The sequence below is a fragment of the Actinokineospora enzanensis DSM 44649 genome, assembly GCF_000374445.1.
Classification (GTDB): domain Bacteria; phylum Actinomycetota; class Actinomycetes; order Mycobacteriales; family Pseudonocardiaceae; genus Actinokineospora; species Actinokineospora enzanensis.
This window is the reverse complement of the sequence record NZ_KB894415.1, coordinates 76789-103074: the sequence shown is the minus strand read 5'-3', so window position 1 is coordinate 103074 and position 26286 is coordinate 76789. Positions and strand designations below refer to the sequence as shown.

Annotated in this window: 25 protein-coding genes and 1 pseudogene; 18 read left to right on the top strand and 8 right to left on the bottom strand. The window is 70.4% G+C overall.

The annotated features are described in order from the left end of the window. The first annotated feature begins 37 nt into the window (after positions 1–37). The 3 genes and pseudogenes from C503_RS44630 to C503_RS0117215 form a co-directional block, all read left to right on the top strand. A complete protein-coding gene (locus tag C503_RS44630) occupies positions 38–379 on the top strand; it encodes a PASTA domain-containing protein (RefSeq protein ID WP_018683462.1) in 342 nt (113 codons plus the stop codon). After that, entirely contained in the window at positions 376–717 is a 342-nt protein-coding gene (locus C503_RS0117220) for a nucleotide pyrophosphohydrolase (RefSeq protein WP_018683461.1), read from the top strand. The genes C503_RS44630 and C503_RS0117220 overlap by 4 nt, the downstream gene beginning before the upstream one ends. 25 nt (positions 718–742) lie before the next feature. Continuing rightward, positions 743–1825 (top strand): annotated as a pseudogene (locus tag C503_RS0117215) (NsdA family TPR-like regulatory protein); the annotation flags it as partial. A 251-nt stretch (positions 1826–2076) separates the two neighbouring features. Here C503_RS0117215 and C503_RS39705 read toward each other — a convergent pair. From C503_RS39705 to C503_RS0117200, 3 genes are all read right to left on the bottom strand, one after another. Next, positions 2077–2745 (bottom strand): sigma-70 family RNA polymerase sigma factor, encoded by a 669-nt coding sequence (locus C503_RS39705; RefSeq protein ID WP_018683459.1) that lies wholly within the window; start codon positions 2743–2745, stop codon positions 2077–2079. A 142-nt stretch (positions 2746–2887) separates the two neighbouring features. Then, positions 2888–3466, bottom strand: coding sequence for a glucosaminidase domain-containing protein (locus C503_RS0117205; RefSeq protein ID WP_245572504.1), 579 nt, complete (start codon positions 3464–3466; stop codon positions 2888–2890). Positions 3467–3541: 75 nt separating this feature from the next. Continuing rightward, a complete protein-coding gene (locus C503_RS0117200) occupies positions 3542–4504 on the bottom strand; it encodes an SDR family oxidoreductase (protein ID WP_018683457.1) in 963 nt (320 codons plus the stop codon). A 122-nt stretch (positions 4505–4626) separates the two neighbouring features. Between C503_RS0117200 and C503_RS0117195 the strand changes: the two genes are divergently transcribed. Next, positions 4627–5526 (top strand): AurF N-oxygenase family protein, encoded by a 900-nt coding sequence (locus C503_RS0117195; RefSeq protein WP_018683456.1) that lies wholly within the window; start codon positions 4627–4629, stop codon positions 5524–5526. 54 nt (positions 5527–5580) lie between these two features. Further along, a complete protein-coding gene (locus tag C503_RS0117190; protein WP_026316402.1) occupies positions 5581–6759 on the top strand; it encodes an RtcB family protein in 1179 nt (392 codons plus the stop codon). 58 nt (positions 6760–6817) lie between these two features. Here the strand turns inward: C503_RS0117190 and C503_RS0117185 are convergent, their stop codons facing one another. After that, positions 6818–7156, bottom strand: coding sequence for a metallopeptidase family protein (locus tag C503_RS0117185; protein WP_018683454.1), 339 nt, complete (start codon positions 7154–7156; stop codon positions 6818–6820). An 11-nt stretch (positions 7157–7167) separates the two neighbouring features. After that, on the bottom strand, positions 7168–8151 hold the full coding sequence (locus C503_RS39700; protein WP_051114850.1) for a septum formation family protein: 984 nt from the start codon (positions 8149–8151) through the stop codon (positions 7168–7170). Positions 8152–8284: 133 nt separating this feature from the next. Here C503_RS39700 and C503_RS0117170 point away from each other — a divergent pair, with 133 nt between their 5' ends. Genes C503_RS0117170 through serS form a run of 4 tightly spaced genes read left to right on the top strand, consistent with a single transcriptional unit; the run spans position 8285 to position 12072 of the window. Next, a complete protein-coding gene (locus C503_RS0117170; RefSeq protein WP_018683452.1) occupies positions 8285–9073 on the top strand; it encodes a hypothetical protein in 789 nt (262 codons plus the stop codon). Between the two features lies 1 nt (position 9074). Then, on the top strand, positions 9075–10238 hold the full coding sequence (locus C503_RS0117165; protein ID WP_018683451.1) for a glutathionylspermidine synthase family protein: 1164 nt from the start codon (positions 9075–9077) through the stop codon (positions 10236–10238). 57 nt (positions 10239–10295) lie between these two features. Further along, on the top strand, positions 10296–10766 hold the full coding sequence (locus tag C503_RS0117160) for a DUF350 domain-containing protein (protein ID WP_018683450.1): 471 nt from the start codon (positions 10296–10298) through the stop codon (positions 10764–10766). A gap of 49 nt (positions 10767–10815) precedes the next feature. Then, positions 10816–12072 carry a serine--tRNA ligase gene (gene serS, locus C503_RS0117155; protein WP_026316400.1) on the top strand — a complete coding sequence of 419 codons (1257 nt, stop codon included), beginning with the start codon at positions 10816–10818 and terminating at the stop codon, positions 12070–12072. Here serS and lhgO read toward each other — a convergent pair. After that, positions 12069–13256, bottom strand: coding sequence for an L-2-hydroxyglutarate oxidase (gene lhgO / locus C503_RS0117150; RefSeq protein WP_026316399.1), 1188 nt, complete (start codon positions 13254–13256; stop codon positions 12069–12071). The two genes, serS and lhgO, sit on opposite strands and share 4 nt — an antisense overlap. Positions 13257–13430: 174 nt before the next feature. Here lhgO and C503_RS0117145 point away from each other — a divergent pair, with 174 nt between their 5' ends. From C503_RS0117145 to C503_RS0117115, 7 genes are all read left to right on the top strand, one after another. Continuing rightward, positions 13431–14450 (top strand): glycosyltransferase family 2 protein, encoded by a 1020-nt coding sequence (locus C503_RS0117145; protein ID WP_018683447.1) that lies wholly within the window; start codon positions 13431–13433, stop codon positions 14448–14450. After that, complete coding sequence (locus C503_RS0117140; RefSeq protein WP_156893281.1) at positions 14447–15751, top strand: lipopolysaccharide biosynthesis protein; 1305 nt, start codon at positions 14447–14449, stop codon at positions 15749–15751. The genes C503_RS0117145 and C503_RS0117140 overlap by 4 nt, the downstream gene beginning before the upstream one ends. A 105-nt stretch (positions 15752–15856) precedes the next feature. Beyond that, positions 15857–17821, top strand: a complete 1965-nt coding sequence (locus C503_RS0117135) for a DUF6541 family protein (RefSeq protein WP_018683445.1) — start codon at positions 15857–15859, stop codon at positions 17819–17821. Between the two features lie 41 nt (positions 17822–17862). After that, positions 17863–18606 carry a glycosyltransferase family 2 protein gene (locus C503_RS0117130; RefSeq protein WP_018683444.1) on the top strand — a complete coding sequence of 248 codons (744 nt, stop codon included), beginning with the start codon at positions 17863–17865 and terminating at the stop codon, positions 18604–18606. 41 nt (positions 18607–18647) lie between these two features. After that, positions 18648–19106 (top strand): DUF2304 domain-containing protein, encoded by a 459-nt coding sequence (locus C503_RS0117125; protein ID WP_018683443.1) that lies wholly within the window; start codon positions 18648–18650, stop codon positions 19104–19106. A 191-nt stretch (positions 19107–19297) separates the two neighbouring features. Continuing rightward, complete coding sequence (locus C503_RS0117120) at positions 19298–21214, top strand: glycosyltransferase (RefSeq protein ID WP_018683442.1); 1917 nt, start codon at positions 19298–19300, stop codon at positions 21212–21214. A gap of 79 nt (positions 21215–21293) precedes the next feature. Beyond that, positions 21294–23192 (top strand): glycosyltransferase, encoded by a 1899-nt coding sequence (locus C503_RS0117115; protein ID WP_018683441.1) that lies wholly within the window; start codon positions 21294–21296, stop codon positions 23190–23192. A 211-nt stretch (positions 23193–23403) separates the two neighbouring features. On the opposite strand, the gene C503_RS0117110 is transcribed toward C503_RS0117115, so the two are convergent. Next, the gene (locus C503_RS0117110; protein WP_018683440.1) at positions 23404–23607 is read right to left on the bottom strand and encodes a cold-shock protein; all 204 of its coding nucleotides are present in this window, start codon (positions 23605–23607) and stop codon (positions 23404–23406) included. Between the two features lie 268 nt (positions 23608–23875). Between C503_RS0117110 and C503_RS0117105 the strand changes: the two genes are divergently transcribed. Next, a complete protein-coding gene (locus tag C503_RS0117105; protein WP_026316398.1) occupies positions 23876–24229 on the top strand; it encodes a hypothetical protein in 354 nt (117 codons plus the stop codon). A gap of 25 nt (positions 24230–24254) precedes the next feature. Here C503_RS0117105 and C503_RS0117100 read toward each other — a convergent pair whose 3' ends face one another. Then, positions 24255–25070, bottom strand: coding sequence for a Cof-type HAD-IIB family hydrolase (locus tag C503_RS0117100; RefSeq protein ID WP_018683438.1), 816 nt, complete (start codon positions 25068–25070; stop codon positions 24255–24257). A gap of 89 nt (positions 25071–25159) precedes the next feature. Between C503_RS0117100 and C503_RS0117095 the strand changes: the two genes are divergently transcribed. Continuing rightward, the gene (locus C503_RS0117095; protein ID WP_018683437.1) at positions 25160–26155 is read left to right on the top strand and encodes an LLM class flavin-dependent oxidoreductase; all 996 of its coding nucleotides are present in this window, start codon (positions 25160–25162) and stop codon (positions 26153–26155) included. Positions 26156–26286: the final 131 nt, after the last annotated feature.

Genomic DNA, 26286 nt, shown 5'->3' with positions numbered 1-26286 from the left:
TGGAGGGTGCCCACGCCGCCGCACCCGAGGGGTCTCCATGCGCGCGTTCGCCGCAGTGGTCGCGTTGCTCGCCATCGCACTGACCGGTTGTGACCCGAAGACGACGCACATCCCGGATCCGCCAACGTTGGTGCCACCGTCGGCCTCGGTGAAGTCGGCGACCGTACCGAACGTGGTCGGCATGGACCACCAGGACGCGCAGAACAAGATGCAGAGCGCGGGTTTCTACTTCCTGACCGAGGAGGACGCGACCGGCCAGGGCCGCCAGCTGATCGTCGACCACAACTGGGTGGTCGTCGAGCAGGTCCCGCCCGCGGGCACAGTGGCCCCGCAGACGGAGAAGATCCTGCTCCGCTCCAAGAAGAAGACGGACAAGTGACCCTCGAAGAACTCACCGCCCGCCAGCGCGCCTTCGCCGAGGCCCGCGCCTGGGGGCCGTACCACACCCCGAAGAACCTGATCATGGCGCTGACCGGCGAGGTCGGCGAGCTGACCGAGCTGTTCCAGTGGCTCACCCCGGCCGAGGCCGAGACGGCGGTGACCGATCCGGCCACCCGGGCCAGGGTGGAGGACGAGCTGGCGGACGTCCTGCTCTACCTCATCCGGCTCGCCGACGTGCTCGACGTCGACCTGCTGGCGGCGGGCCACGCCAAGATCGACCGCAACGAGCACCGCTTCCCCCCGAACGTCGGCGGCGCCGCCCTGAACAAGACCTGACCGGACGGCCCACGCGCACCGGAGGGCTTGGCCTCCGACGAGTGGCCGGGCACCCTTGTGTGATCACGTACGCACACACGGTGAGGTGGTGTCGATGGTGCCGGATCGACGTGAGTTCATGGGCCTGCTGGCCAAGACCACCATGGGGGCGACGGCGCTGGCAGGCGCGGACATCGCCATCCTCGGCTCACCCGCCGCCACAGACACGGCCGCCGGGGGTACCGAGGTCGAGCAGCTGCGGGATCTCACCCGGGTCCTGTGGGTCCAGGAGGGACAGCTCGGCGGCGGCGCTGTCCGGGACACGGCGATCGCCCTGGTTGGCCGGGCGCGTGGCCTCCTGGCGACCACGCGGTCCGACGACGTCCGGCAGCTCCGCGGCGTGCTCTCGGACCTGCTCGCCCTCGCCGGGTGGGCATCGCACGACATCGGTCTGTCCGAACCCGCGCTGCACTACGCCCGTCAGGCCCTGGCGGTCGCCCGCGAGGCCGACGATCCCGTGCGCGTCGCCCTCGCCATGGACCAGATCGGCGCCGTCCACCTGCATCAGGCGAACCACGGCGACGCCAATGAGATGTTCACCCTCGGGATCCGGTCGGCCGCGCAGGCCAGGTCCGGCGAGGCGACCGGTCTGGTGCTGTCCTCACAGGCTCGCGCCTACGCTGTGGCGGGCGACGCGCCCCGGGCCATCGACGGCCTGGCCCGCGCCCGCGACGCCCTCGCCACGACATCGGCGAACCTGACCGAGCCCCGCGGCTTCGACCACGACCTGTGGTCGAACGAATCCGGCCGCGTCCTCACCGTCCTGGCCGACCACGACCCGGCCTACGCACCCAAGGCCATCGACGCCCTTACCGCCGCGACCGCGCAGCCCCACCCCGGCCGCACCAAGCGGTTCGCGTTCCGGCTCACCGACCTGGCCACCTGCCACCTGCGCGACGGCGACCCGGACACCGGTATCCGCCTCGGCCACCAGGTGGTCGACCTGGCCGCGCACATCCGGTCCAAGCGGCTCACCGAACACCTGGGCAGGCTCCGCACCGCCGGTCTGGAACAGCGCGGCCCGGATGCCGTCGGGCTGGCCCAACGCATCCCCATCGCCTACGCCTGACCCGGTCCGCCCGGAAACCCCTCGCCGGTCGTGGTCCGTCTCCCCCAAGCCGGACCACGACCGGCGCACTCCCGCCCCCGGGTTCAGCGCCAACCGCACCGGAAACACTCTCCGGCGAGGTGCCCTGCCAGACGGGAGCGCACCCTGGCGAGGTGTCCTGCCAGGTCGGGAACGCTCTCCGGCGAGGTGCCCTGCCAGGCCGGGAACGATGCCGGGCGGGGATGAGGGGGCGGGTGGCGGGAAGAAATGTCTCAGTGCCTGGCCAGTGTCTTGCGCAGTCGGTTGAGTGCGCGATGCTGGGCTACCCGGATGGCCTCCGCCGTGGTGCCGACGATGTCGGCGGTCTCCTGGGCGGACATGCCCATCACGACGCGCATGATGAGGATGTCGCGCTGGCGGGGGGTGAGGGTGCGCAGCAGGGCGCCGGTCTGCTCGACCAGCTCGTGCCGCAGGGTCAGCTGTTCGGGGCCGTCCTCCTGGCTCATCATGTCCGGCGTCTCGGCGATCGGGTCCGACTTGTCCCGCGAGTTGGCCCGGTGCACGTCGGCGATCTTGTGCGCGGCGATGCCGTAGACGAAGGACAGGAACGGGCGGCCCAGCTGCTGGTAGGTGGGCAGGGCGCGGAACACCGCGACGCACACCTCCTGGGCGACGTCGTCGGCGGTGCTGAACGAGCGCGGCAGCCTGCCGAGCTTGGCCCGGCAGTAGCGCAGGATCAGCGGGCGCAGGAACACCAGCAGCTGCTCGGTGGCGCTGGTGTCCCCGCCGATGGCGGCGGAGACGAAGGTGTCGAGGTTGTCGCGGTCGGCACGGGTGGGGGTGCGTGGCCCTGGCACGGGTTGTTCCGGGATCTCGATCGACGATGCCAGGGACGCCTCTAGGGCGGACAGCTCCTCGTCCAGCTCCACCGTGCACAACATCGCGTTCCTCCTGCGCCCAGAACGGGGACTCTCACCCCTAACAGAGCGCGGGGGGTCGTGCGAAATACAGGACAACCGGCCCTATTTTCCGAGGGCGAGTGAATTTTTCGAGCGCGAACGCGGAACGTGCCGGAATGGTCACTCAGGGCAGCGGTCGGTCCAGTCGGTAGAGATCGTTCTCCTGCATGATGTGGATGACCTTGTCGGCGTACTGCGGGTCGGTCGCGTACTTCTTCGCCACTTCCGCGATGAACGCGTTCGGGTCGCCTGCCAGCGGCCGGGCGGCGGCGTAGTTGGCGCTGGTGCTGAGCACCCGGCCGTAGTCGCGGAAGGACGAGTCCATCGAGTCGTAGACCCGGAACAGGGCTTGGACCTGGTGGCAGTCCGGGGTGCACTCGCTGGTGGGGTAGTCGTGGCAGTCGATGGCGATCGGGCCGGGACCGGCCGCGGTGCACTTGAATCCGAAGAAGTTCCGGTCGTTCACCGCGAGCCTGCTCTGCCCCCACGCCGATTCGAGGATCGACTGCGCGGCGGTGACCGAGGCGGGGATCTTGAACTCACCCGCGACCGCGCGGGCAATCGGTTCGATGGCGGCGAGGTAAGCGTCATCCGCGGCGCTCACCGCCCGCGCGTGGTTCACCGCGGTCGCGGTTGTGGAGAGGGTGAACGCCGCCGCCACCGCCGTGAGTGCCGCGAGCGCCATTCGGTGTCTGGGTTTCATGGTCCGAGCGTCAGACGGGATTTGTTTACCCGCAATCCGGCCGTCACCCGACCGGGCAAGGCGCCCCGGTGGGTGTCACACCGCCAGGTCGGTCTCCCGAACACACGACTCCCACAGGCGCTTGCGGTCGCGCGGGTCGTCGTGCTGCCACGGCAGGTAGTGCGTGGGCCGGGTCCGCCGGTCATGCCAGAATTCCCCGGTCGAGTGACCCGGCGCGTCGGCGGCGGCCAGCCAGACGATCGTGTCCGCGCCCTGTTCGGGGGAGCGCAGCAGCGGACCCATCACCCGGTCGAAGCCGGGCAGCGACCCGGACACGCCCGGGGTGGCGGCCCAGCCGGGGTGCGTGCTGTGCACGACCACGCCCTCGTCGACCAGCCTGCGTGCCCACTGCTCGGCGAGCACCACCTGCATGCGCTTGGTGCGGGCGTACGCTTTGCCGCCGGAGTACTCGCCATGCCTGTACTGCGGGTCCTCGCCGTGCAGGCGGGCCGCGTACATACCGCCCGAGGTCACGAACACCACCCGCCCCGGGCCTGGGACCAGCGCGGGCCGGAGCAGGCCGGTGAGCAGGAACGGGCCGAGCACGTGCGTGGCGAACGCGACTTCGTGGCCCTCCCGGGTCTCCGCGCGCTCGGGCGGCAGCGCGCCCGCGTTGTGGATCAGCACATCGAGCCGCTCGTGCTCGGCCAGGAACGCCTCGGCGAACGCGCGCACGCTCGCCAGGCTCGACACATCGCACTCGCCCAGCTCCAGCCGCGCGTCCGGCAGCTGCTCGACGATCTCCCGCCGGGCGCGTTCGCCCTTCTCCAGGTCGCGGACCACCATGACCACCGTCGCGCCCAGCCCGGCCAGGCCCGCGACCGTCGCCTTGCCCAGTCCGGAGTTGGCGCCGGTGACCACCGCGACCCGCCCGACCAGCGAGTCCGGCGCCGGGTCGGCGGGCCAGAACCGGCGGCGCACCGCGTAGCCGATCTTGCTGTAGCCCGGGACCACCGCGCGGTCGAGCACCGTGTCCAGCAGTTTCGTTGCTGTGCCCATGTCCTTCGACGGTAGTGGCCGACGAGGTGGTCCGCCGGTGATCGCTCTTGACAAGGAGGCGTTCGGTCGCCAGCCTGGACGAGAAGTAACTGTTACCTGCCGTAACATCAGGGAGGGTGGCCATGGTCCGGGAATTACGCGCGAAGGACGCCGAGGTGGTCGGCTCCCGGCTGCTGGACGCGTCCGCGCGGACCTCGTACGACCCCCACCTGGACATCGACTGGCAGGCCCCACTCGACCCGACCAAGGCGTACATGCCGTTGGAGCGGGTGTCTCTCTACGGCACCGACCTGTGGCGGAACTTGACCCCGGAACAGCAGATCGAGCTGTCCAAGCACGAGATCGCCAGCATCGCAGGCGTGGGACTCTGGTTCGAGATCATCCTGATGCAGCTGCTGGTCCGGTACGCCTACGACCTGGACCCGCGCAGCGCGCACGCCCAGTACGCGCTGACCGAGGTGGGCGACGAGACCCGGCACTCGATCATGTTCGCCAAGGCCATCGAGCGGCTCGGGGTGCCCAACTACGGTCCCGGCAGGCTGCTGCACAAGCTCGGCCGCTACTACAAGGCGATCGCGGGCGGCCCGTCCATGTTCGCCTCGGTGCTCGTCGCCGAGGAGGCCACGGACCGGTTGCAGCGGGCCATGATGGACGATCCGGAGATCCAGCCGCTGATCCGCATGGTCAACCGCATCCACGTGGTCGAAGAGGCCCGGCACGTGCGGTACGCGCGCGAGGAGGTGGTCCGCTCGGTGCCGAAGCTTGGCCGCGCACAGCGGGAGTGGCACCGGCTGGCGACCGCCGCCACCGCCGTCTCGGTCGTGGATGCCCTGGTCCACCCGCGGGTCTACCGCTCGGTCGGCATCGACCCGCGGGTCGGCCGCGCGGTCGCCCGGGCGAATCCGTATTTCCGGGAGACCCGGCGGTGGATGACCGAGAAGGTCGTTGCCTTCCTGCGCGAGACCGATCTTATCGGCGGACCGAGCGCGGCCGTGTGGCGTCGGGCCGGATTGGCGCCCTAATAGCCTGCCGATAATCGTTGGAGTTCGCCGAGGTCGGGCCCTAACCTTGGCGGCATGGCAGCGACCACGATTACCGGTGCACACGTCGATATTCGACTCTGGGCCGACCCCGCGGGGGTCGAGGACCAGGCGATGCGGCAACTGCACAATATCGCCGCGCTGCCGTGGACCTTCAAGCACGTGGCCGTCATGCCCGACGTCCACTATGGAATGGGCGCCACCGTCGGCTCGGTGATCGCCATGCGCGGCGCGGTTTCCCCGGCCGCGGTCGGCGTCGACATCGGCTGCGGGATGACCGCGGTACGCACCTCGCTGACCGCCGACGACCTGCCCGCCACCCTGGCGCCACTGCGCTCGCGGCTGGAGAAGGCGATCCCGGTCGGTTTCGGCGCGCACAAGGAAGCAGCTTTCAACAACCGTGACGCGAAGGACTGGGAACGGTTCTGGAAGGCATTCGATGACCTGACCCCGACGGTCCGGGCGAACAGCGCCAAGGCGGTCAACCAAATGGGCACCCTGGGCGGCGGAAACCATTTCATCGAGATCTGCCTGGACACCACCGGGCAGGTCTGGGTGATGCTGCACTCGGGTTCCCGCGGTATCGGCAACATCCTGGCCCAGCACCACATCGAGGTCGCCCGCGGCCTCGCGCACAACCAGGCGCTGCCGGACCCCGACCTGGCCGTGTTCATCGCGGACACCCCGCAGATGGCCGCCTACCGACACGACCTGTACTGGGCCCAGGACTACGCCCGCCGCAACCGCACCGTCATGCTGCGGCTGGTGTGCGACGTCCTGCGCCGCAACTTCCCACAGGTCAAGTTCGACGACCCGATCTCCGCGCACCACAACTACGTGGCCGAGGAACTGCATTTCGGCGAGGAAGTCCTGGTCACCCGCAAGGGCGCGATCCGCGCGGGGCTGGGCGACCTGGGCATCATCCCGGGCTCGATGGGCACCGGCTCGTACATCGTCCGCGGCCTCGGCAACCCGGACTCGTTCGAGTCGGCCTCCCACGGCGCGGGCCGCCGGATGTCGCGCAACAAGGCCCGCAAGCAGTTCACGCCCGAGGACCTGGCCGAGCAGACCCGGGGCGTGGAATGCCGAAAGGACAGCGGCGTGGTCGACGAGATCCCGGGCGCCTACAAGGACATCGACGAGGTGATCCGCGCTCAGGACGACCTGGTCGAGATCGTCGCGAAGCTGAAGCAGGTCATCTGCGTCAAGGGTTGAGACCAACTGGCGAGCGGTGGGGTGGGCAGACGGATTTCGCTGCCCACCTCATCTGCGCTCAGCCCCACCCGAGTTCATGCAATCGGTCATCATCCAGGCCGAAGTGGTGGGCGATCTCATGCACCACGGTGACCGCGACCTCCTCCACGACATCGTCCTCGGTGTCGCAGATGTCCAGGATCGCCTCCCGGTAGATGAAGATCCGGTCCGGCAGTGCCCCGCTGTAATGCGAGGTCCGCTCGGTCAGCGCGATCCCGTGGTAGAGCCCGAGCAGGGTCGGGTCGTTCGGGTCGCGGTCTTCGACCAGGACCACCACGTTGTCCATGGCTCGGGCGAAGCCGGGTGGGATCTCGTCCAGTGCGTCGGCGACCAGTTCCTCGAATCTGGTCCGCGACATCTCGATCACCGTCAGCCGCCTGCCGGGGTGCCGGAGGTGGTGGTGGGCTCGGTCGGTACCGGCGGGGCGGGGCTGCCCTCGGTGCCGGAACCGCGCACGCTGTTCGTGATCGGGGCCAGTCCGGAGCCGTCCGGCAGTTTGGCGCCTACCTTGCAGTCGACCTTGCGCGATCCGGCCGCCCAGCTTTCCTGTTCCAGGGTGTCCGGGTAGGGCGTCAGGCCCTTGGCCGCCAGGTCGGCACCGCCGGTGTACTCGTTGGTGACCGCCGCGCACAGTTCGTTTGCCTTGTCCGCTTGTGCGTCCTTTGTCGGGTAATCGCCCGGGAAGGCGGGGCCGAGGTCGACGTTGCCGACGATCTCGTAGGCGTGTGAGCGGTCGCACGGGATCGGGTCGCCGATTTTCTGGTTGTCCAGTAGGGCGAGGCAGGTGCCCGGGTCGTGCACATTGGACTGGTCCTGGTGGGCGGCGGTGCCGCTGCTGGCGAGCAGGCCGCCGGAGGGGGCCATTCGCTGTAGGCCGCAGCGGAGTTTGCGGTCGCCGTCCTGCCACTGCGGGTCGGTCGGTTTGAGGGCGCTGATGGTGTACCGGCCGAACGGGTCGAGGGTGCCGCCCAGGTACGCGGTGGCGCCGGGGGTGCACTTCTGCTTGGCGATGTCGTGCCAGCGGGACACCTCGGGGACCGGGCTGTTCGCCGGGTAGTCGGCCGAGATGTCGACGTTGCTGGTGACCTCGAACAGGTGCGGCTGGGCGCAGTCCACCCGCTTCATGTCCGCGCCCTCCGGGGGAGTCCACGTCAGACAGCTGCCGGTGGGGGCGTCGAACGCCAGCGCGCGTTCCTCCTCGACGGTGATCGGCGCGTTGCCGACCGCGACCGGCCAGGAGAACACCGTGCTGGTGCCCAACAGCAGCAGCGAGCCGACGAAGGCACCGGCCATCATCAGCCGGGTCCTCGCCGTGCTGTCATTCGACCGAAACCAGTCGCCGCGTCCAGACATCTACTCCATGATGCCGTGTCCACCAGCCGGGCGCGGTCACGGGAGCGGAACAGGAGCGACGCCAGGTTGCGATCAGGACAAACATCCGGTGCCAACGGCACTGGTCAGTTAGGGTTCGCGCCGGGAGTGGTGCATGACTGACAACGACAGGCCCAAGAACTCCGACGAACGGCCGGACGTGCCAGCGGAGCAGGGGAAACCCCAGGTCGAGGGCGTGCCGGACGCCGACGACACGGTTCGGCTCGGCACCGGCATCTCGGCGGGTTCGGAGGGTGACGCCTGCCACGCCGCGACCCTCGACAACGCCACGGCCGACAACGCCGCCGCGGACAGCACCGACGACGGCGTCGACAAGACGGTCGAGCTGCCCACCGCCGAGGCGCCCGACGAGGACGAGCCGCGTAAGCGCGGGTCGGTCAGCTACCAGGACGAGAACACCCGGACCAAGAAACCCTCGGTCGCCGAGCAACGCGCCCGTCGAGACGCGCTGCGCAAGCAGCGGGAGGCCGAGGACGCCGAGCGGGCCGAAGTCGAGCGCAAGCGCAAGCTCCGCAAGCGGATCCTGATCGGCACCGGCGTCACCGTCGGCGTTGTGGCCCTGGTCGCGGTGATCTACGCCGCGTCCACACCGGACGACGTGACCGCGCACTGCACCGACAAGAACGGCGTGGTCGTCGACGACGACTACTGCGACGACGGCTACGCCACCGCGCACGGCGGCTACTCCAGCGGTGGCTTCATCTACATCGGCGGCAGCTCCTACCGCTACAACTACGGCGGCTCCGGCTCGGTCGGCCAGCACGTGACCGGCGGTAGCTACGTGGCCCCGTCCAGCGGCGCGACGGTGAAGACCAGCTCCGGTAAGACCGTCTCGCGGGGCGGTCTCGGGGTCAGCAGCGGCGGCAAGAGCGGGGGCAGCTGAGGTGCGTCGCGAACGGTCCACTCCCCGACCCGACTGGCGCGCGCGGATCGAGTCGCAGGGGCTGGTCTTCGGCACCCCGGCCCGCTACGGCGGCGGGGGCGTGCGCCCCTACTGGGACGAGTCGGTGCACTACACGTTCGATATGTCCGAGATCCTCTCCATCGAGGCCGACGTCGAGCTGCTGCACTCGATGTGCCTGGAGGCGGTCGACAACATCGTGCTGACCGAGCGCTACCGCGACTTCGGCATCCCCGAGTGGGTGTGGCCGCACATCGCCGAGTCCTGGAAGCGCCGCGACCCGCACGTGTACGGCCGCTTCGACCTGCGCTACGACGGCTCCGGCCCGGCCCGGCTGCTGGAGTACAACGCCGACACCCCGACCTCGCTGCTGGAGGCGGCGGTCGTGCAGTGGTACTGGAAGACCGACGTGTTCCCGGACGACGACCAGTGGAACTCGATCCACGAGAAGCTGGTCGAGCGCTGGAGCGAGGTCACCGACCTGTTGCCCTCCGGCGAGGTGCACTTCACCTGGTCGTCCGCCGATCCCACCGGCGAGGACCACCTGACCACCGCGTACCTGCAGGAGACCGCGGCCGAGGCAGGCCTGGACACCATCGGCCTGGCCATCGAGGAGATCGGCTGGGACAGCGTCCTGGAGCGGTTCGTCGACCTCGCCGAGTCGCCGATGGCCACCGTGCTCAAGCTCTACCCGTGGGAGTGGGTGGTCGCCGAGGAGTTCGGCAAGCGCGTCGTCGAGTCCCTGCCGCGCACCCTGTGGGTGGAGCCGCTGTGGAAGATGCTGCTGTCGAACAAGGCGATCCTGGCCGTGCTGTGGGAGATGTATCCCGGCCACCCCAACCTGCTGCCCGCGTTCCTGGACGAGCCGGGCCTGCTCACCGAGTACGTGCGCAAGCCGAAGCTGGGCCGGGAGGGCAGCAACATCCAGATCGTGGCCACCGGCTACGAGACCCAGACCGGTGGCGTCTACGGCGAGGAAGGCTTCGTCTACCAGGCCTTCGACCCGCTCCCGGAGTTCGACGGCTACCGCCCGGCGCTGGGTGCCTGGATCGTCGGCGACAGTGCCGCGGGCCTGGGCATCCGGGAGACCGCGGGCCTGGTCACCGATGACGGCGCCGCCTTCGTCCCGCACCGGATCCCGCAGTGAACCGGTGCCCCCGATGACCTGTGACCCGATAGCACCCCGTTCGACCATGGAGGACTCGTGACCACTCATCTCGCCGCGGTGTCGAACGCGGCCCTGCCCGCGGGCTTCGGCGGCGAACTCGGCAGGGGCATCGGCGCGATCGCCCTCTACGCCATCGTCGGGCTCGTCCTGATGCTGATCGGCTTCTACGCGATCGACTGGACCACCCCGGGCAAGCTCTCCGAACTGGTCCGCACCGGCAAGCCGAACGCGGTGATCGTGACCGCCTCCGGCATGCTCAGCATGGCGCTGATCATCGTGGTGGCGATCTTCAGCTCGGCCAGCGACCTGACCGCGGGCCTGATCACCTCGGTGGTCTACGGCCTGATCGGGATCATCGTGCAGGTGCTGGCGGTGCGGACGCTGGAGTGGGTCACCCGGCTGGACGTGGGCGCCACCATCGAGCACGAGGAGTTCGCGCCCGCCAGCATCGTGGTCGCGGCGGTGCACATCGCGCTCGGCCTGATCGTGGCCGTGGCCATCTCGTAGGGTTTCGGGGTCGCTCGGCCGGGTTCCCGGTCGAGCGATCTTTCCCACGGTGATCGATCCCAAGGTGCCGCGGGCGGATCCGGAGCGGGTTCGGCTCTCTCAGCAAGCTCGCGGTGAGGATCCGGCTGCCGTGAACGCCTTGCTGTCCGCGGATGAGCGGCGGCGGGCGTTGCTCTCCCGAGTGAACGGCCTGCGCGCCGAGCGGAACGCGGTGAGTCGGCGGGTCGCCGCCGCTGTCGGCGCGGAGCGCTTGGCCCTGTTGGCCATGGGCGGGGAGTTGGCCGCGGAGTCCGGTGTCGTCGAGGCGGAGCTGGCGGCGGCCGAACAGGCCTTTGCCGAGGCCCACCGCGCCATCCCGAATCTCGTAGACCCGGCTGCCCCGGTTGGCGGCTCGGACGATTTCGTGGTGCTGGAACAGGTGGGTATTCCACGCGAGTTCGACTTCACGCCGCTCGATCACCTGGACCTGGGCGTGCGACTCGGCGCCCTGGACATGGCACGCGGTACGAAGGTTGCCGGGCCGCGCTTCCCCTTTCTCATCGGCGTCGGCGCGCAGTTGCAGCTGGCCCTGGTGAACATGGCCGTCGCGCAGGCCACCGCCGCAGGCTTCCGGCTGGTGATCCCGCCGGTGCTGGTTCGGCCGGAAGTCATGGCAGCGGCCGGTTTTCCCGGTACCTACGCGGGCGACACCTATCACCTCCGCGACGACGATCTATACCTCGCCGGTAGCCCGGAAACCGCCTTGGCCGGTTTCCACGCGGACGAGATCCTCGATCTTTCCGCCGGTCCGCTCCGCTACGCGGGCTGGTCGACCTGCTTCCGGCGCGAGGCAGGGTCGGATGGTCGGGACACCCGGGGTGTCCTGCGGGTACGCCAGTTCGACATGGTCGAGATGTTCGTCTGGTGCAGGCCGGGGGAAGCAGGCGAGGAGCACCGGCGGTTGCTCGCGTGGCAGCGCGGGATGTTGGGGAAGATCGAGGTGCCGTATCGGGTCGTCGATACGGCGACGGGGGAGCTGGGTGTCAGTGCGGCTCGTCGGTTCGATTGCGAGGCTTGGATTCCTGCGGAGCGGGCCTATCGGGAGCTGACGTCCACTTCGAACAACACGACGTTCCAAGGGCGACGGTTGGGCGTGCGGTATCCGGACGGGAACGGGAGACCGCGACCGGTGGCGACGGTGAGCGGGACGCTGGCCGCCACCCGGTGGATCGTGGCGATCCTGGAGAACCACCAGCAGGCGGACGGGTCCGTTGTGGTGCCTGCACCCCTGCGACCCTTCCTCGGGCTGGAAGTGTTGCGCCCCTAGCTTTCCAGCAGCCGCTCGCTCAAATACGTCCCGATCTCCAGCGCGCTGGTGGCGGCGGGCGAAGGCGCGTTCAACACGTGCACCTGTCCCGGCGCCGACTCGATCAGGAAGTCGTCCACCATTGACCCGTCCGGCAACAACGCCTGCGCCCGGACCCCGGCGCCGCTGCGCACCAGATCGTCCGGCCCCACCGCGGGCACCAGCCGGGCCAGGCTCGCCGCGAACCGGGCGCGCGACAATGACCGGCGGACCTCGTCGTACCCCACCGGGAACGCGTACTTCCGCGCCAACCGCCAGGTTCCCGGGAACCGGGCCGTCTCCCACAGGTCACCGGCCGAGATGTCCCGCCACCGGTACCCCTCCCGCCGCAACGCCAGCACCGCGTTCGGTCCGGCGTGCACGCTGCCGTCCAGCATCCGGGTCAGGTGCACACCCAGGAACGGCAAGGTCGGGTCCGGGACCGGATAGATCAACCCCCGCACCAGATGCGCCCGGTCCGGCCGCAGCTCGTAGTACTCACCACGGAACGGCACGATCCGCGCACGGGGCGTCAATCCGGCCATCCGTGCCACGCGGTCGCTCTGCAAACCGGCGCAGTTCACCAGCGCGTCGGCGCGCAGCACCTCCGACCCGGTGGCCACCTCGACCCCACCGGACCGTCCAGACCGGATTCCCAGGGCCTGGGTCGACAGTCGCAGGTCCGCCCCCGACTCCCGCAACCCGCGCACGATTGCCGAGCACACGGCCGGGAAGTCGATGATGCCGGTGCTCTCCACCCGCAACGCCGCGACCGCCGCGACCTCCGGCTCGTACTCGCGTGCCTCGGCCAGGGTGATCAGCTTCGCCTGCACGCCGTTGGCCTCGGCGCGCTCGGCCAGCACCCGCAGCGCGAGCAGTTCGGACTCGCTGGTGGCGACCACGAGCTTGCCGCACACCTCGACCGGGACCCCGTGCGCACGAGCGAAGTCGACCATGGACCGGTTGCCCGACACCGACATCCGCGCCTTGAGCGAGCCGGGCTTGTAGTACAGGCCCGCGTGCACGACGTTCGAGTTGTGACCGGTCTGGTGTGCCCCCCACCGGTCCTCCTTCTCCAGAACCGTCACCCCGAGGCCACGAGCGGCAAGCGCGCGAGCCGTCGCCAACCCGACGATCCCGCCCCCAACCACAATCACTGTGCGCACTCGAACCATCCCTCTCCCGCCGAACAGTCCCTGGAAGAACTGGGCAACATGAAACAGCAACCTCAGGGGTTTCGTGACGAAACGTAACCACGGTAACCCCGTTTCCGGGCCCGATACATGTACCGCAACCACAAGTCATAGGGCCGGGGAGGTGGTCTAGTACTGTGCCTGGTCGTGGCAGCCAATGGCCCCGCGCCCACGCTCAGCGTCGTCATCCCCGTCTTCAACGAGCAGGACTGGATCGCCCGCAGCGTGGCCGCGCTGATGGAGTCCCTCGCCGCCGCCGACTGGACCGCCCAGGTCGTGGTCGTGGACGACGGCAGCACCGACGGCACCCCAGCCGAGCTGGCCCGGCTGGCCGGGCAGTACCCGGGGCTGACCGTGGTCAGCCAGGCGAACGCGGGCCGGTTCGAGGCGCGCAAGGCAGGCGTGGCCAAGGCCACCGGCGAGCACGTGGCGCTGCTGGACAGCCGGGTGATCGTCGAGCCGGGCGCCTTCACCTTCCTGCGCGAGCAGTACGCGCGGCACCCGGAGCGCCGGGTCTGGAACGGGCACATCGAGACCATGACCGAGGGCAACCCGTACGCCGGGTTCATGGCCGGACTGGTCAAGGTCGGCTGGCGGCGCTACTTCGCCGCGCCCAAGCTGTCCTCGTTCGGCCCGGACGAGTTCGACCTCTACCCCAAGGGCACCACCTTCTTCGTCGCGCCGCGGGAGATCTTCGAGGGCGCGTTCGCCGGGTTCGACTCGCTGTTCGACAACGTCAAGCTGGCCAGCGACGACACCCGGGTGCTGCGCTGGATCGTGGAGCGCGAGCGCATCCACATCGCGCCCGAGTTCGCCGCCCTCTACAACGGGCGCGACTCGCTGGAGAAGTTCATCAAGCACTCCTACTTCCGCGGCACCACCTACGTCGACAGCTACCTCGGCTCCGCGGGCCCCGCCCGCACCGCGCTGTTCGGCGCCATGGGCGTCGGCCTGGTGACGCTGTTCGCCCTGGTCAAGAGGCCCAAGACAACCGTGGTCGCAGGCCTGCTCGGCAGCGCGGCCGCCGGTGTCTACGCGCGCCGCTGCGGTGCCACGCCCGGTGAGGCCCGGTCGGTCGGCAAGCTGCTGCCGCTGTTCGCGAGCGTGTTCGGCGTCGGCGTGATCCGCGGGTTGCTGCTCGCCCTGCGCGCACGGCTGCGCAAGTGACCGCCGGTGAGGCTGGTGCCCAAGCCGCGCCCGCTGTGCCCGATACAGCAGGCGTCGGCCGGTCGGTCAGCCGGATCACCATCGCGATCATCGCCGCCGCGGTGCTCAGCTACGCCGTCATCATCGTCACCGGGCGGCTGCTGACCAAGGCCGACTACGCGGTGTTCATGACCTTCTGGGGCCTGCTGTTCGGCCTCGGCAGCGCCATGTCGCCGCTGGAGCAGGAGCTGTCCCGGCAGGCCGCGCACGCCAGACTGCGCGGCACCAAGGTCGGCGCCGACGGCGTGACCGCGCTGCTGGTGGGCCTGGGCGCGGTCGGCCTGGTGGCGCTGGTCCCGCTGATCCCGGTGGTCAACGACCGGTTGTTCCCCAACTTCTACTGGCTGGCCGCGGTCGTGCTCGTCGGCGGGCTCGGGTTCGCCGTGCAGTTCGCCGTGCGCGGCATGCTGGTGGGCAGCGACCAGGTCAACCCGTATGCCGGTGTGCTGCTGGTGGAGGCGGGTATCCGGCCGCTGCTGATCCTCGCCCTCGCGCTCGCCGCGCTGGATGGGCAGATCACGCTGGCCATCGCCGTCGCCTTCGGCTCGTTCGCCTGGCTGGTCTTCGTCCGCCCCGCGCGCGCCCACCTCGACCCGGCGCTGCCCGGCGACCCGCCGCGCCTGGTGGTGCGTCGGATGCTGATGCTGTTCGCCAGCGCCGCCTGCATCGCCACCGTGGTCACCGGCTACCCGGCCGTGATCGGCGTGCTGGCCCCGGGCGGCGACCCGGAGCGGATGGCCGAGTTCCTCGCCGCGCTCGCCGTGTCCCGGGTGCCGTTGGTGCTGTTCTCCGCCGTGCAGGCGCTGGCCGTGCCCGTGGTGGTGCGTCTGTCCCAGACCACCGACGGTCAGCGCAGGCTGCGCAGGCTGCTCGCACTCGGCAGCGCGGGCGCCGTCACGCTCGCCGGAGTGGGTGCCTTGATCGGGTGGCTCATCGGGCCGTGGGTGGTCGCGCTGCTGTTCGGCTCGACCTACGTGGTACCCGACTGGGTGGTCGCCGGGCTGGTGTGGTCGGCGGTCCTGCTGGCCGCGGTGCAGCTGCTGGCCTCCGTCCTGCTCGCCAGGGTCCGGCCCGGCCGGGTGCTCGCCGTGTGGGGCACCGCGGCCGTGTGCACCGCGCTGGCGCTGGTGCTCTGGCCCGGGGACACGGTGGCCAAGGCCACCTTCGGCATGGTCGTCGGGCCGACGCTGGGTCTGATCGTGGGCATGGTGCTGACCGCCAAATCGGACCCCGTGGACATCTCGGCGGCGCCTGCCCGCTGACCGGTGGCTACCCCGCGCTATGGTGTTCGCGCGCCGAGACTGGCGGGCTGTTCCAGGTGATGGACATGCCGTATCCGGCCATCGACCGAGGTGTGTACCGACCAGATGAACGTCCTTGTGCTCCTGTCGGCCTTCTGGCTGCCCGGCCTCGTGCTGGGCGCGGCGGTCCGACTGCGCGGCTGGACCCTCGCCGCCGTCGCGCCCGCGCTCACCTTCGGCGGCACGGCCCTGGGGACCGCCCTCTTCGACAAGATCGGCCTGTCCTGGACCCTGCTGACGGTGGCGGCCTGGTTCGTCGTGCTCGCCGTGGTCGCGGGCCTGGTCACCTGGCTGGTCGCGCGCAGGCTCCCGGCCGATGAGGCGCACGAGCCGGACCCGGAGTCCAGCCCGCGCAGGCTGACCCGGGGCGGCCACGGTGTGATCGGGGTCGGCGTGCTCGCCGGTGCCGTCGTCGGCGTGGTCACCTTCCTGCGCGGCGTCGGTAACCTGAACTGGGTCAACCAGGACTGGGACGCGGGCTTCCACGGCAACGCGATCCGCTGGATCGCCCTGCACGCCAACGCCAACCCGGCCACCCTCGGCCCGATGGCGAGCGTGCCGACCGGACCGTACTTCTACCCGGACACCTACCACGCGCTGCTCGCCTTGGTGCTGGACAAGGCCGGGCTGGACATGCCGCACCTGCTCAACCTGGGCGCGCTGGCAGGCGTGCTGGCCTGGCCGCTCGGCGTGGCCGCGCTCGGCGTGGCCTGGCGGATGCCCGCCATCGGCACCGCGGTGGCCGCCGCGGTCTCCACCTGGTTCGGCACCTTCCCGTACGACTCGCTGTGGCGCGGCCCGTTGTGGCCGTACGTGGCGGGCGTCGCGCTGATCCCGGCCGTGCTCGCGGTGGTCCGGCAGCTGTTCGTCACCCGCGGCATCGGCGGCCCGATTGCCATCGCGCTGGCCACGGCGGGCCTGGTCGGTCTGCACACCAGCCTGGCGTTCGTGCTGTTCGCGTACTTCGCGGTGATCCTGTTCGCGGTCATCGTGCGGTTGCAGCCGATCGACTGGAAACAGTCGTGGCGCCCGTTGGTGCTCACCGCGGTGATCAGCGCGGTGCTCGTCGGCGTGCTCGTGGTGCCGTCGCTGAGCGCCGCCGCGGGCGTGACCGCGGCCATCTGGCCATCGGAGTCCAGTGTCGCCGAGGCGTTCGGGCAGTTCGTGCTGTTCTCGCCGAGCAGCGCGTTCCCGCAGTGGTGGCTGGGCATCCCGGCGATCATCGGCCTGGTCCTGATGTTCCGGCACCGGCGGATCATCTGGCTGGCCATCGCCTACATCGGCTTCGGCGGTCTCTACGCGGCGACCGTGTCCATGGAGTCGCCGCTGATCTGGAAGCTCACCGGCCCGTTCTACAACGACGCCTGGCGGCTGGCCGTGCTGATGGCGCTGGCGGGCGCGATCGCCATCGGCGAGCTCGTCTGGACCATCAGCGAGGCCGTGGTCGCGCAGTGGCACGTGTTCGCCGAGCGGTCCAAGGCCACGCCGTACGTCGCCACCGGCGCGGCGGCGCTGATCGTCGCGGTGCTGGCCATGCTCAGCGGCGGCGCCTACGTCATCCGCAACTCCGACCGGCTCAGCCGCAACTACGCCGACGGCCCGACCGTGAGCACCGGCGAGCGCGTCGCCTACGACTGGCTCGCCAAGCACACCCGCCCGGACGAGCACGTCATGAACGACGCCATGGACGGCTCGGTCTGGATGTACGCGTTCAGCGGTGTGCAGCCGGTCGAGTGGACCTACTACGGCAGCCCCAAGGGCACCGACCCTTACCTGCTCTACCAGGGCCTGAACAAGCTCGACACCGACCGCGACGTGCGCGCCGCGATTCAACGCAACCGGATCCGCTACGTCATCCTCGGGACCGGGTACATGCGCGGGCACACCGAGCGGCCCGAGGGCCTCGACGACCTGGCCGCCATCCCGGACATCAAGATGGTGTTCGAGAACGACGCGGCGATGATCTACGAACTGCCGGACACCACCGGCGACCCGGTGCCGCGGACGCAGGCCGCGGTCGGGAACAACTGAACGAGACCCAGCCCAGACCGATCTCGACGTGAGGTCCGCACATGACCCAGGTAGCCACAGCCACCCGGCGAATCCTCATCGTGATGCCCGCGCTCAACGAGGAGCACAACGTCGGCGCCGTCGTGCGCAGCGTGCGCGAGACGCTGCCGGAGGTGGGTGTCCTCGTCGTCGACGACGGCTCCGATGACGAGACCTCGGCGCGGGCGCGCGAGGCAGGCGCCAACGTCGCCCGGCTCGCGGTGAACCTCGGCGTCGGCGGCGCCATGCGTACCGGCTTCCGCTACGCCGTGGCCAACGGCTACGACGTCGTGGTCCAGGTCGACGCCGACGGCCAGCACGACCCCGCGCACGTGCGCGAGCTGGTCGCGCAGCTGGACGAGGCCGACCTGGTCATCGGCGCCCGGTTCGCTGGCCGCGGTCAGTACCAGGCGCGCGGCCCCCGGCGCTGGGCGATGGTGGTGCTGGCGTTCGTGATCTCCCGGTTGGCCCGGACCAAGCTCACCGACGTCACCTCCGGTTTCAAGGCCTCCGGGCCACGCGCGGTGCGGATGTTCGCCCGGTACTACCCCGCCGAGTACCTCGGTGACACCATCGAGGCGCTGGTGCTGGCGATCCGCGGCGGCCTGGTGGTGCGCCAGGTGCCGGTGGAGATGCGGGTCCGCGCGGGCGGGCAGCCGAGCACGACCCCGATCCGGGCCGCCGTCTACCTTCTCCGGGCCGGTCTGGCCCTGCTCCTGGCGCTGGTGCGCCGCCGCCCGTCGGTCGAGGCAGCCGACGCCGCGTAACCCGTTGTCGACTGGTCGACTCATCCTTACCGGGAGGATCCATGGCAGGCTGGCGTTTGCTCAGCGTCGTCGTCGCGTGCCTGGTGCTCGTGTTCGTCTTGGACATGATGCGCAGGCGCAAGCTCCGCGAGAAGTACGCGGGCCTGTGGTTGCTGGTCAGCGTCGGCGTGATCGTGTTCGGCATCTTCCCGAACACCGCGCAGGCGCTTGGCGACCTGGTCGGCGTGAAGACCGCGTCGAACTTCGTGTTCCTGCTCGCGGGCATCGTGCTTGGCGGGGTCTCGCTGCACCTGAGCAGTGAGGTCGGTCACCTCGAAGAAGAGGTGCGGACCGCGGTCGAGGAGACCGCGCTGCTGCGCTGCGAGCTGGAGCGCACCCGGGCCGAGCTGGAGGCCAAGATCGCTGCTGTGAGTGGCCTGGGCCAGGCCGCCGCTGACCCCCTCGAATCGGCTGTGACCAGCACGAACGGCTCGCACGCCGGTACCGCCCAACGGTCCTAGTCGTGGTTGGGGATCAGCCGACCGGGTGAGGCCGAACGGAGCGGGTAGCCTTGGTGTGCCCCGGGCGCCTGGGTGTGCCCGCACCAGCCCAATCGATCGGTCCGCGAAGGCCCCCGCGCCGCAACGGGTGCCGCGCGACCGGTCGCCCACCGAGACGGCCGTGCCCGGCTCCCTGGAGGACCGAACCAGTCATGCCCCGTAGCGCACCGAGCGTTTCCGCCAGTGCCCACTCCGCCACCGCAGCGGCGGCCGACGCGGGCCCCGCTCGCCTGGTCGCCCAGCGCGGCCTGTTCCGCGGTCCGGACCCGGTGTGCCCGGACGGGCTCTACACCACGCTGATCACCGGCGCGGCGGACCGCGCGCGCCACACACTGCTGTTGCGGCCGTACTCCTCGGTCAGCACCGACACCTACTTCGGCCGGTTCCCGGCCGCCTACTGGCAGCGCTGGACGGTCGTCGACGAGGTCGCGGTCGAGCTGGTGGTCAGCGGGTCGGCGCGGGTGTCGCTGATCGCCTCCGACTTCCGCGGCGAGGACCGCCCGGTGACCGTGGTGGACATCGCGGGCGCCGACCGGCAGACCGTGCGGCTGACCGCCAAGCTGGACAAGTTCCTGGACGGCGGCTTCCTCTGGGTCGACCTGGACACCGAGGCCGCCGAGCTGAGCGTCGAGCGGATGGTCTGGACGGTCGAGGCGCCCGAGCGGGCCGTCCCCACCTCCATCGTGATCTGCACCTTCAACCGCGCCGACGACTGCGCCCGCACGCTGGCCGCGCTGGCCGGTGACGCCGAGGCGCTGTCCGTGGTGGACGCGGTCTACGTCGTCGACCAGGGCTCCGACACGGTCGAGTCCCGCCCGCAGTTCGACGAGCTCAAGCACGGTCTCGACGGCAGGCTGCGCTACCTGCGGCAGCCCAACCTCGGCGGCGCGGGCGGCTTCGGCCGGGGCATGTACGAGGTCACCCGCGAGGGCGACTCCAACGTGCTGCTGATGGACGACGACGTGCTGCTGGAGCCGGAGATCGGCCTGCGGCTGTCCGCGTTCGCCAACCGCACCCGGCGGCCGACCCTGGTCGGCGGCCAGATGCTGCGGCTGCTGCAGCCGACCCGGCTGGTCGCGGGCGCCGAGTACGCCGACTTCGGCGAGCTGGTCCCGGGCAAGGTCGTGCGCAACGGCCTGGACGATGTCGACCTGCTCGGCGAGCTGGAGGACGAGGAGACCGGCAAGCCCATCGACCACCCGGTCCGGGGCGACCGGCGGGTCGACGCCGACTACAACGCGTGGTGGTCCTGCCTGATCCCGAACACCGTCATCCGGGAGCTGGGCTTCCCGGTGCCGCTGTTCTTCCAGTGGGACGACGTCGAGTACGGCTACCGCGCCCGCCAGCACGGTTACCCCACGGTGACCCTGCCCGGCGCGGGCCTGTGGCACGCCGACTTCGACTGGAAGGACGGCGACAAGTGGTCGGAGTACTTCGCCGTCCGCAACGCCATGATCATCGGCACCCTGCACGGCAACGTGGCCCCCGGCCAGCTGGCCAGGGTGATCAGCTCCCGGGTGCTGCGCGCGCTGCTGGCCATGCAGTACGGCCTGGCCGCGACCATCCTCAAGGCCGTCGAGGACTTCCTCAGCGGCCCGGAGATCCTGCGGGACGGCGGGCAGGCGGCCGCGGCGGAGATCCGCAAGATCCGGGCCGCGTACCCGGACACCGTGGCGCACCCGGTCGACTCGCTGCCCGAGCTCGGCCTGTCGCACGTGCAGCTGGTCCAGGCGGCTCCGGAGCCGAGCCTGCCCCGGCTGGTGCTGATCAAGCGGCTGCTGAAGCTGGCCCAGGGCCGGGCCGCCTACCAGCTCGGCGCGGTGTCGACCAAGGACTCCGCCTGGTGGCACATCTCGCAGTTCGACAAGGCCGTGGTCACCGACGCCGCCCAGGACACCGTCCGGGTGCGTGAGCGGGACCGCGCGACCACGGTCGAGCTGGGCAAGCGACTGGCCGCGCTCACCCGGCGGCTGGTCTCCGAGGGGGCGCGGGTCAGGGAGGACTACCGCGCCGCCGTCCCGGCGCTGACCAGCGAGGACAACTGGCGTCGGCTCTACGGCCTGCGGTAGCGGCGCGCGGGATCGAAGCACAGCCCCCGGGGGCGGGCACGTCCCCGGGGATCTCTCACAGGTTCGCTGGAGGAGCGAAGTGACCGAGCAGGGGAAGTCGAAACCGACCGGGGCGCCGGTGGCGCTGCAGCGGGTGATCCTGCCCCGGGACAGCGACCCGGTGGACGTGCGCCCGCTCTACCTGGACGAGCAGGGCACCGCGCACTGCCACGTGTCCTCCCGCACGGCGGTGACCGTCCCCGCCTCGGCCCGGGTGTCATTCGCCTCCTACTTCAACGCCTTCCCGGCCAGCTACTGGAAGCGCTGGACCAGGGTGACCGAGGTGCTGCTGCGGCTCGACGTGCGCGGCGGCGGCCGGGTCGACCTGTACCGGTCCAAGCCCAACGGCGACCAGGTGCACATCACCGGTCAGGCGGTGCGCACCGAGGGCGGTGTGCAGTCCCTGGAGTTCCGGGTCGGGCTGGCGCCGTTCGAGGACGGCGGCTGGATCTGGTTCGACGTGTTCACCGACGACTCCACGCTGGAGATCGCGGACGCGCACTGGGCCACCGACCTGGCACTGCCCGCGAAGAAGCTGTCCATCGGCACCACCACCTTCAACCGAGTGGACGACTGCGTCGCCTCGCTGCTGGCACTGGGCGAGGACGAGGCCGTGCTGGACGTGGTCAGCCGGGTGTACGTGGCCGACCAGGGCACCAAGAAGATCTCCGGGCACCCGCGCTTCGCCGAGGCCAAGGCGCTGCTCGGGGACCGGCTGGAGGTCATCGAGCAGGGCAACCTGGGGGGTTCTGGCGGGTTCAGCCGCGCCTTCTACGAGTCGCTTGAGCACTCCGACGTCGACCAGATCCTGCTCATGGATGACGACATCTCGCTGGAGCCGGACTCGATCCTGCGCGCCAGCCGGTTCGCCGCAGCCGCCACGAAGCCGGTGATCGTGGGCAGCCAGATGCTCAACCTGCAGGCGAAGGCCCGGCTGCACAGCATGGGCGAGGTCATCGACCAGGGCTCGTTCACCTGGCGGGCGGCGCCCGGCGCGGTCACCGATCACGACTTCGGCACCGAGTCGCTGCGCGAGACGACCGAGCTGCACCGGCGCATCGAGTCCAGCTACAACGGCTGGTGGATGTGTCTGTTCCCACGCGAGATCGTGGAGGAGAACGGTCTGCCGCTGCCGCTGTTCATCAAGTGGGACGACGCCGAGTACTCGATGCGGGCGCTGGCGAAGGGCTACCCCACGGTGACCCTGCCGGGCTCGGCGGTGTGGCACATGCCGTGGACGGACAAGAACGACAACTCGGACTGGACCGCCTACTTCCACCTGCGCAACCGGTTGATCGTGGCCGCGCTGTACGCCCCGGTCGAGCACCGCAGGACGCTGTTGAAGCAGGGCATGCGGGCCACCATCCGGCGGCTGCTGTCGATGGAGTACTCGGCGGTGGCCATCGAGCTCAAGGCCGTGGAGGACTTCCTGGCGGGCCCGGACCGGCTCTTCGACCTGCTCGGCGACAGCCTGCCGCAGGTGCAGCAGCTGCGCCGGGGCTACACCGACGCGCAGACCCTGCCGTCGGCGGGCGAGTTCCCGCCGCCCACGCTGGACGCGGTGCACGCCGAGGCCATGCTGCGCCCGCCGGTGCACCCGCTGAAGATCACCGCACAGGCGTCCAAGGCGGTGCTGCACAACCTGCGTGCCCCGGACACGGGCGCCTCCGAGCGTCCGCAGGTGAACGTGCCCGCGGGCAGCGCGCTGTGGTTCCTGCTGGGCAACCTGGACAGCGCCACGGTGTCGAACCCCGACGGCAGCGGCGTGGCCTTCCGCAGGCGTGACCCGAAGGTCTTCCGCGAGCTGGCCAAGCGGTCCGCGGCCACCTACCGCAGGCTGGTCGCCGAGTGGCCCGCGGCACAGCAGACCTGGCGGGCCGCGCAGCCCGAGCTCACCTCGGTCGAGTCCTGGCGCAAGGTCTTCGAGAACGGCAAATAAACGTTCGGCGAAGCCGGGCGCGCTCCCACCTGGTGGGCGCGCCCGGTTTTGTTTCGCGTCAGCGGAGTTCGGTCATCGGCCCGCCGGTACAGAAATACCCGATCGGGTGAGCGGGGGTTCATGTTCCGCGCGGTTCTCCGGACGCGGCGAGGCCCGCCCCCGCGGAACGGGGACGGGCCTCGACGATGCTGAAGCTACTAGCAGGCGAAGATCAGACGGCGCGGACGCCGGTGGCCTGCGGGCCCTTCTGGCCCTGGCCGATCTCGAACTCCACGCGCTGGTTCTCGTCCAGGGTCTTGAAGCCGTTGCCCTGGATCTCCGAGTAGTGCACGAAGACGTCGGCGCCGCCGTCGTCCGGCTGGATGAAGCCGAAGCCCTTCTCGGAGTTGAACCACTTAACTGTGCCCTGTGCCACGTCTATCTCCTCAACAGGTACCGCTTGGTCTGCGCGGTCGCGCATCCCTTGGTCGGTTTCAGACGGCGACTTCTCCGGCTTGACCTGGAGGAAAACCGCGCGCCCGCAACAGATCTCTTGCGAGCGTGATCTAACACGTACTCAAGAAAATTCACGACCGGATACAGTCAACCACACACCGGAGGGCTCGCGCACGGGTGTGGCGACTCGGTTCGTCCAGGACCTGCCGGGGGTTGCGGCCACCCACCCGCTGGGAGACGCTGTTCGGGTGACCGAGCTCGCCAGCGACAACACCGAGTCCATCGCACTTCGCCTTGACGACGCCGGGGTCTCCGTCGATCTCCCCCGCCCCGCACACGCGGGTGACCAGGTGCAAGGCGTGCCGTACCGACCGGTCGAGTTCCACGACGACGACCTCCCCACCGCGCTCGAACGGGCCGCCTCCTGGCTGCGCCGCACCCAGGAGTGGCTGGGCGAGCCGGTCGACGTGATCGCCATCCACCTCGACTACGACGACCGGGCGGGCAAGCCGTATTACGACGTCAAGCTGCTCTGCAACGACGAGGACCTGGCAGGCGCCCCGATCGCCCTGCGCGAACACGCCGCCCGGGTGAACCCGTAGCGCCGAGCCGCCGGAACCGGAGCCGCTAGAACCAGCGCCGCAGCACGAGTGCGACGCCGTCCTCGGAGTTGGCCGTGGTCACCTCGTCCGCGGCCGCCTTCACCTCGGCATGCGCGTTGCCCATGGCCACCCCGTGCCCGGCCCAGCGCAGCATCTCGATGTCGTTGGGCATGTCCCCGAACGCGATCACCCTCGGCTGCGGCACGCCTGCCAGCTCGGCCACCTCGGCCAGCCCCTTGGCCTTGGTGATGCCCGCCGCGGAGATCTCCAGCAGGCCGCTGTTGGTCGAGTAGGTGACGTCCACGCCGTCGCCGAGCAGGTCCTTGGCGATCTCCAGCATCTCCGCGCTGGTCATCGAGTCGTGGCGGACCAGCAGCTTGGTCGACGGGTGGCCGAGCACCTCGGCGCGCGGCCGCACGGTGATCTCGTCCCCGTCGTCGCCCCACGGGTTCACGAACCCGGCCTCCGCGGTGAACGGCGCCTCGTCCACCTGCGGCCCGAGCCGCGAGTGCTCGGTCGCCAGGCTGCACCCGGGCATCGCGGCGAGCAGCGTGTGCGCCACGTCGTGCAGCAGCACGGGATCCAACGCGTGCACCGACACCGCGTGGTTGGAACCGATGTCGTAGATGACCGCGCCGTTGCCGCACACCGCGTACCCGGTCAGCCCGGTGGTCTGGGCCACCGGCGGGATCCAGCGCGGCGGCCGCCCGCTGACCAGCACGAACGGCGTGCCGGTCGCGACCACGTCGGTGATCGCGGCGAGCGTGCCAGCGGTGACCTCCTGCAGCGGGCTCAGCAGTGTGCCGTCGATGTCGGAGGCGACCAGGCCGGGCGTGTCCATGCCGCCATCCTTCCCGATCCGGGGTCCGCCGTTCGGTGGCGTGGATTACCCCTGTCCTCGCCCGCCCGGCAGGCCGCTAGGTTCGCCTGGTGCGCGTAGGTATCGTCATTCTCCCGGAACATCGCTGGTGGGCAGCGGAGCCGAGGTGGCGGGCGGCCGAGGAGTACGGCTTCGACCACGCCTGGACCTATGACCACCTCGGCTGGCGGACGCTGGTCGACGGACCGTGGTTCGACGCGATCCCCACCCTGACCGCCGCCGCGATGGTGACCACCGAGCTGCGGCTGGGCACCCTCGTCCTGACCCCCAACTTCCGCCATCCGGTCCCGTTGGCCCGCGAGGTGCTGGCCGTGGACGACATCTCCGACGGCCGGTTCCAGCTCGGCCTCGGCTCCGGCGCCTCCGGCCTGGGCGGCTACGACCGCCAGGCCATGGGCCACGCGGGCGAGACCGCGACCCAGGCCGAGTTCGTCGACCGGTTCGCCGAGTTCGTCGAGCTGGCCGACTCCTTACTCACCAAGCCGCGGACCTCGTTCGCGGGCAAGTACTACCGGACCGAGGAGGCCCGCAACGCCCCCGGCTGCGTGCAGCGGCCCCGCGTCCCGTTCCTCGTCTCCGCCAACGGGCCGCGCGCGATGCGCGTGGCCGCCAAGTACGGCCAAGGCTGGGTCACCACCGGGCTGCGCGACGCTCCGTCACTGGACGCCTGGTGGCGCGACGCGGCCCGGCGCGGCGAGCGGTTCGACGAGGCGCTGGCCGAGGTCGGCCGGGAGCGCTCGACCGTGGACCGGTACGTCAGCCTGGACGCCTCCCCGCTGTTCTCCCTGGAGTCCCCGGCCGCGTTCACCGAGCACGTCTCCCGCGCCAGGGACGCCGGGTTCACCGACGTGGTCATCCACTGGCCGCGCCCGGACGGCCCGTACGCGGGCCGCGAGACCGTGCTGGAGGAGGTGGCCGCCGACGTGCTGCCGCTACTGGGCGGCCGGGCCACCCGGATGGCCTCCGCGCGGGAAAGCGGAACGTCGAGCAACGGCCCAGGGGGCTTGGGCGTCTATGAAGGCGGACGAGGCAAGTCGGAGGGATGACCGGCACGGCCCCGGGGAAGTGCACACAGGAAGCCAGGGCAAGGGGAAGCAAGACAGGGGAGCAGGACAAGGTCGGGGGACCGCGGACGGGTCTCGGTGTCGGGGGAGGCGCCGGGGCCCGTCTGTCATTC

Coding starts and splice junctions, on each gene's coding strand:
- C503_RS44630 (WP_018683462.1), top strand. CDS start 38: ATGCGCGCGTTCGCCGCAGTGGTCGCGTTGCTCGCCATCGCACTGACC.
- C503_RS39705 (WP_018683459.1), bottom strand. CDS start 2,745: ATGTTGTGCACGGTGGAGCTGGACGAGGAGCTGTCCGCCCTAGAGGCG.
- C503_RS0117205 (WP_245572504.1), bottom strand. CDS start 3,466: ATGAAACCCAGACACCGAATGGCGCTCGCGGCACTCACGGCGGTGGCG.
- C503_RS0117200 (WP_018683457.1), bottom strand. CDS start 4,504: ATGGGCACAGCAACGAAACTGCTGGACACGGTGCTCGACCGCGCGGTG.
- C503_RS0117195 (WP_018683456.1), top strand. CDS start 4,627: ATGGTCCGGGAATTACGCGCGAAGGACGCCGAGGTGGTCGGCTCCCGG.
- C503_RS0117190 (WP_026316402.1), top strand. CDS start 5,581: ATGGCAGCGACCACGATTACCGGTGCACACGTCGATATTCGACTCTGG.
- C503_RS0117185 (WP_018683454.1), bottom strand. CDS start 7,156: ATGTCGCGGACCAGATTCGAGGAACTGGTCGCCGACGCACTGGACGAG.
- C503_RS39700 (WP_051114850.1), bottom strand. CDS start 8,151: ATGTCTGGACGCGGCGACTGGTTTCGGTCGAATGACAGCACGGCGAGG.
- C503_RS0117170 (WP_018683452.1), top strand. CDS start 8,285: ATGACTGACAACGACAGGCCCAAGAACTCCGACGAACGGCCGGACGTG.
- C503_RS0117135 (WP_018683445.1), top strand. CDS start 15,857: ATGAACGTCCTTGTGCTCCTGTCGGCCTTCTGGCTGCCCGGCCTCGTG.
- C503_RS0117130 (WP_018683444.1), top strand. CDS start 17,863: ATGACCCAGGTAGCCACAGCCACCCGGCGAATCCTCATCGTGATGCCC.
- C503_RS0117125 (WP_018683443.1), top strand. CDS start 18,648: ATGGCAGGCTGGCGTTTGCTCAGCGTCGTCGTCGCGTGCCTGGTGCTC.
- C503_RS0117120 (WP_018683442.1), top strand. CDS start 19,298: ATGCCCCGTAGCGCACCGAGCGTTTCCGCCAGTGCCCACTCCGCCACC.
- C503_RS0117100 (WP_018683438.1), bottom strand. CDS start 25,070: ATGGACACGCCCGGCCTGGTCGCCTCCGACATCGACGGCACACTGCTG.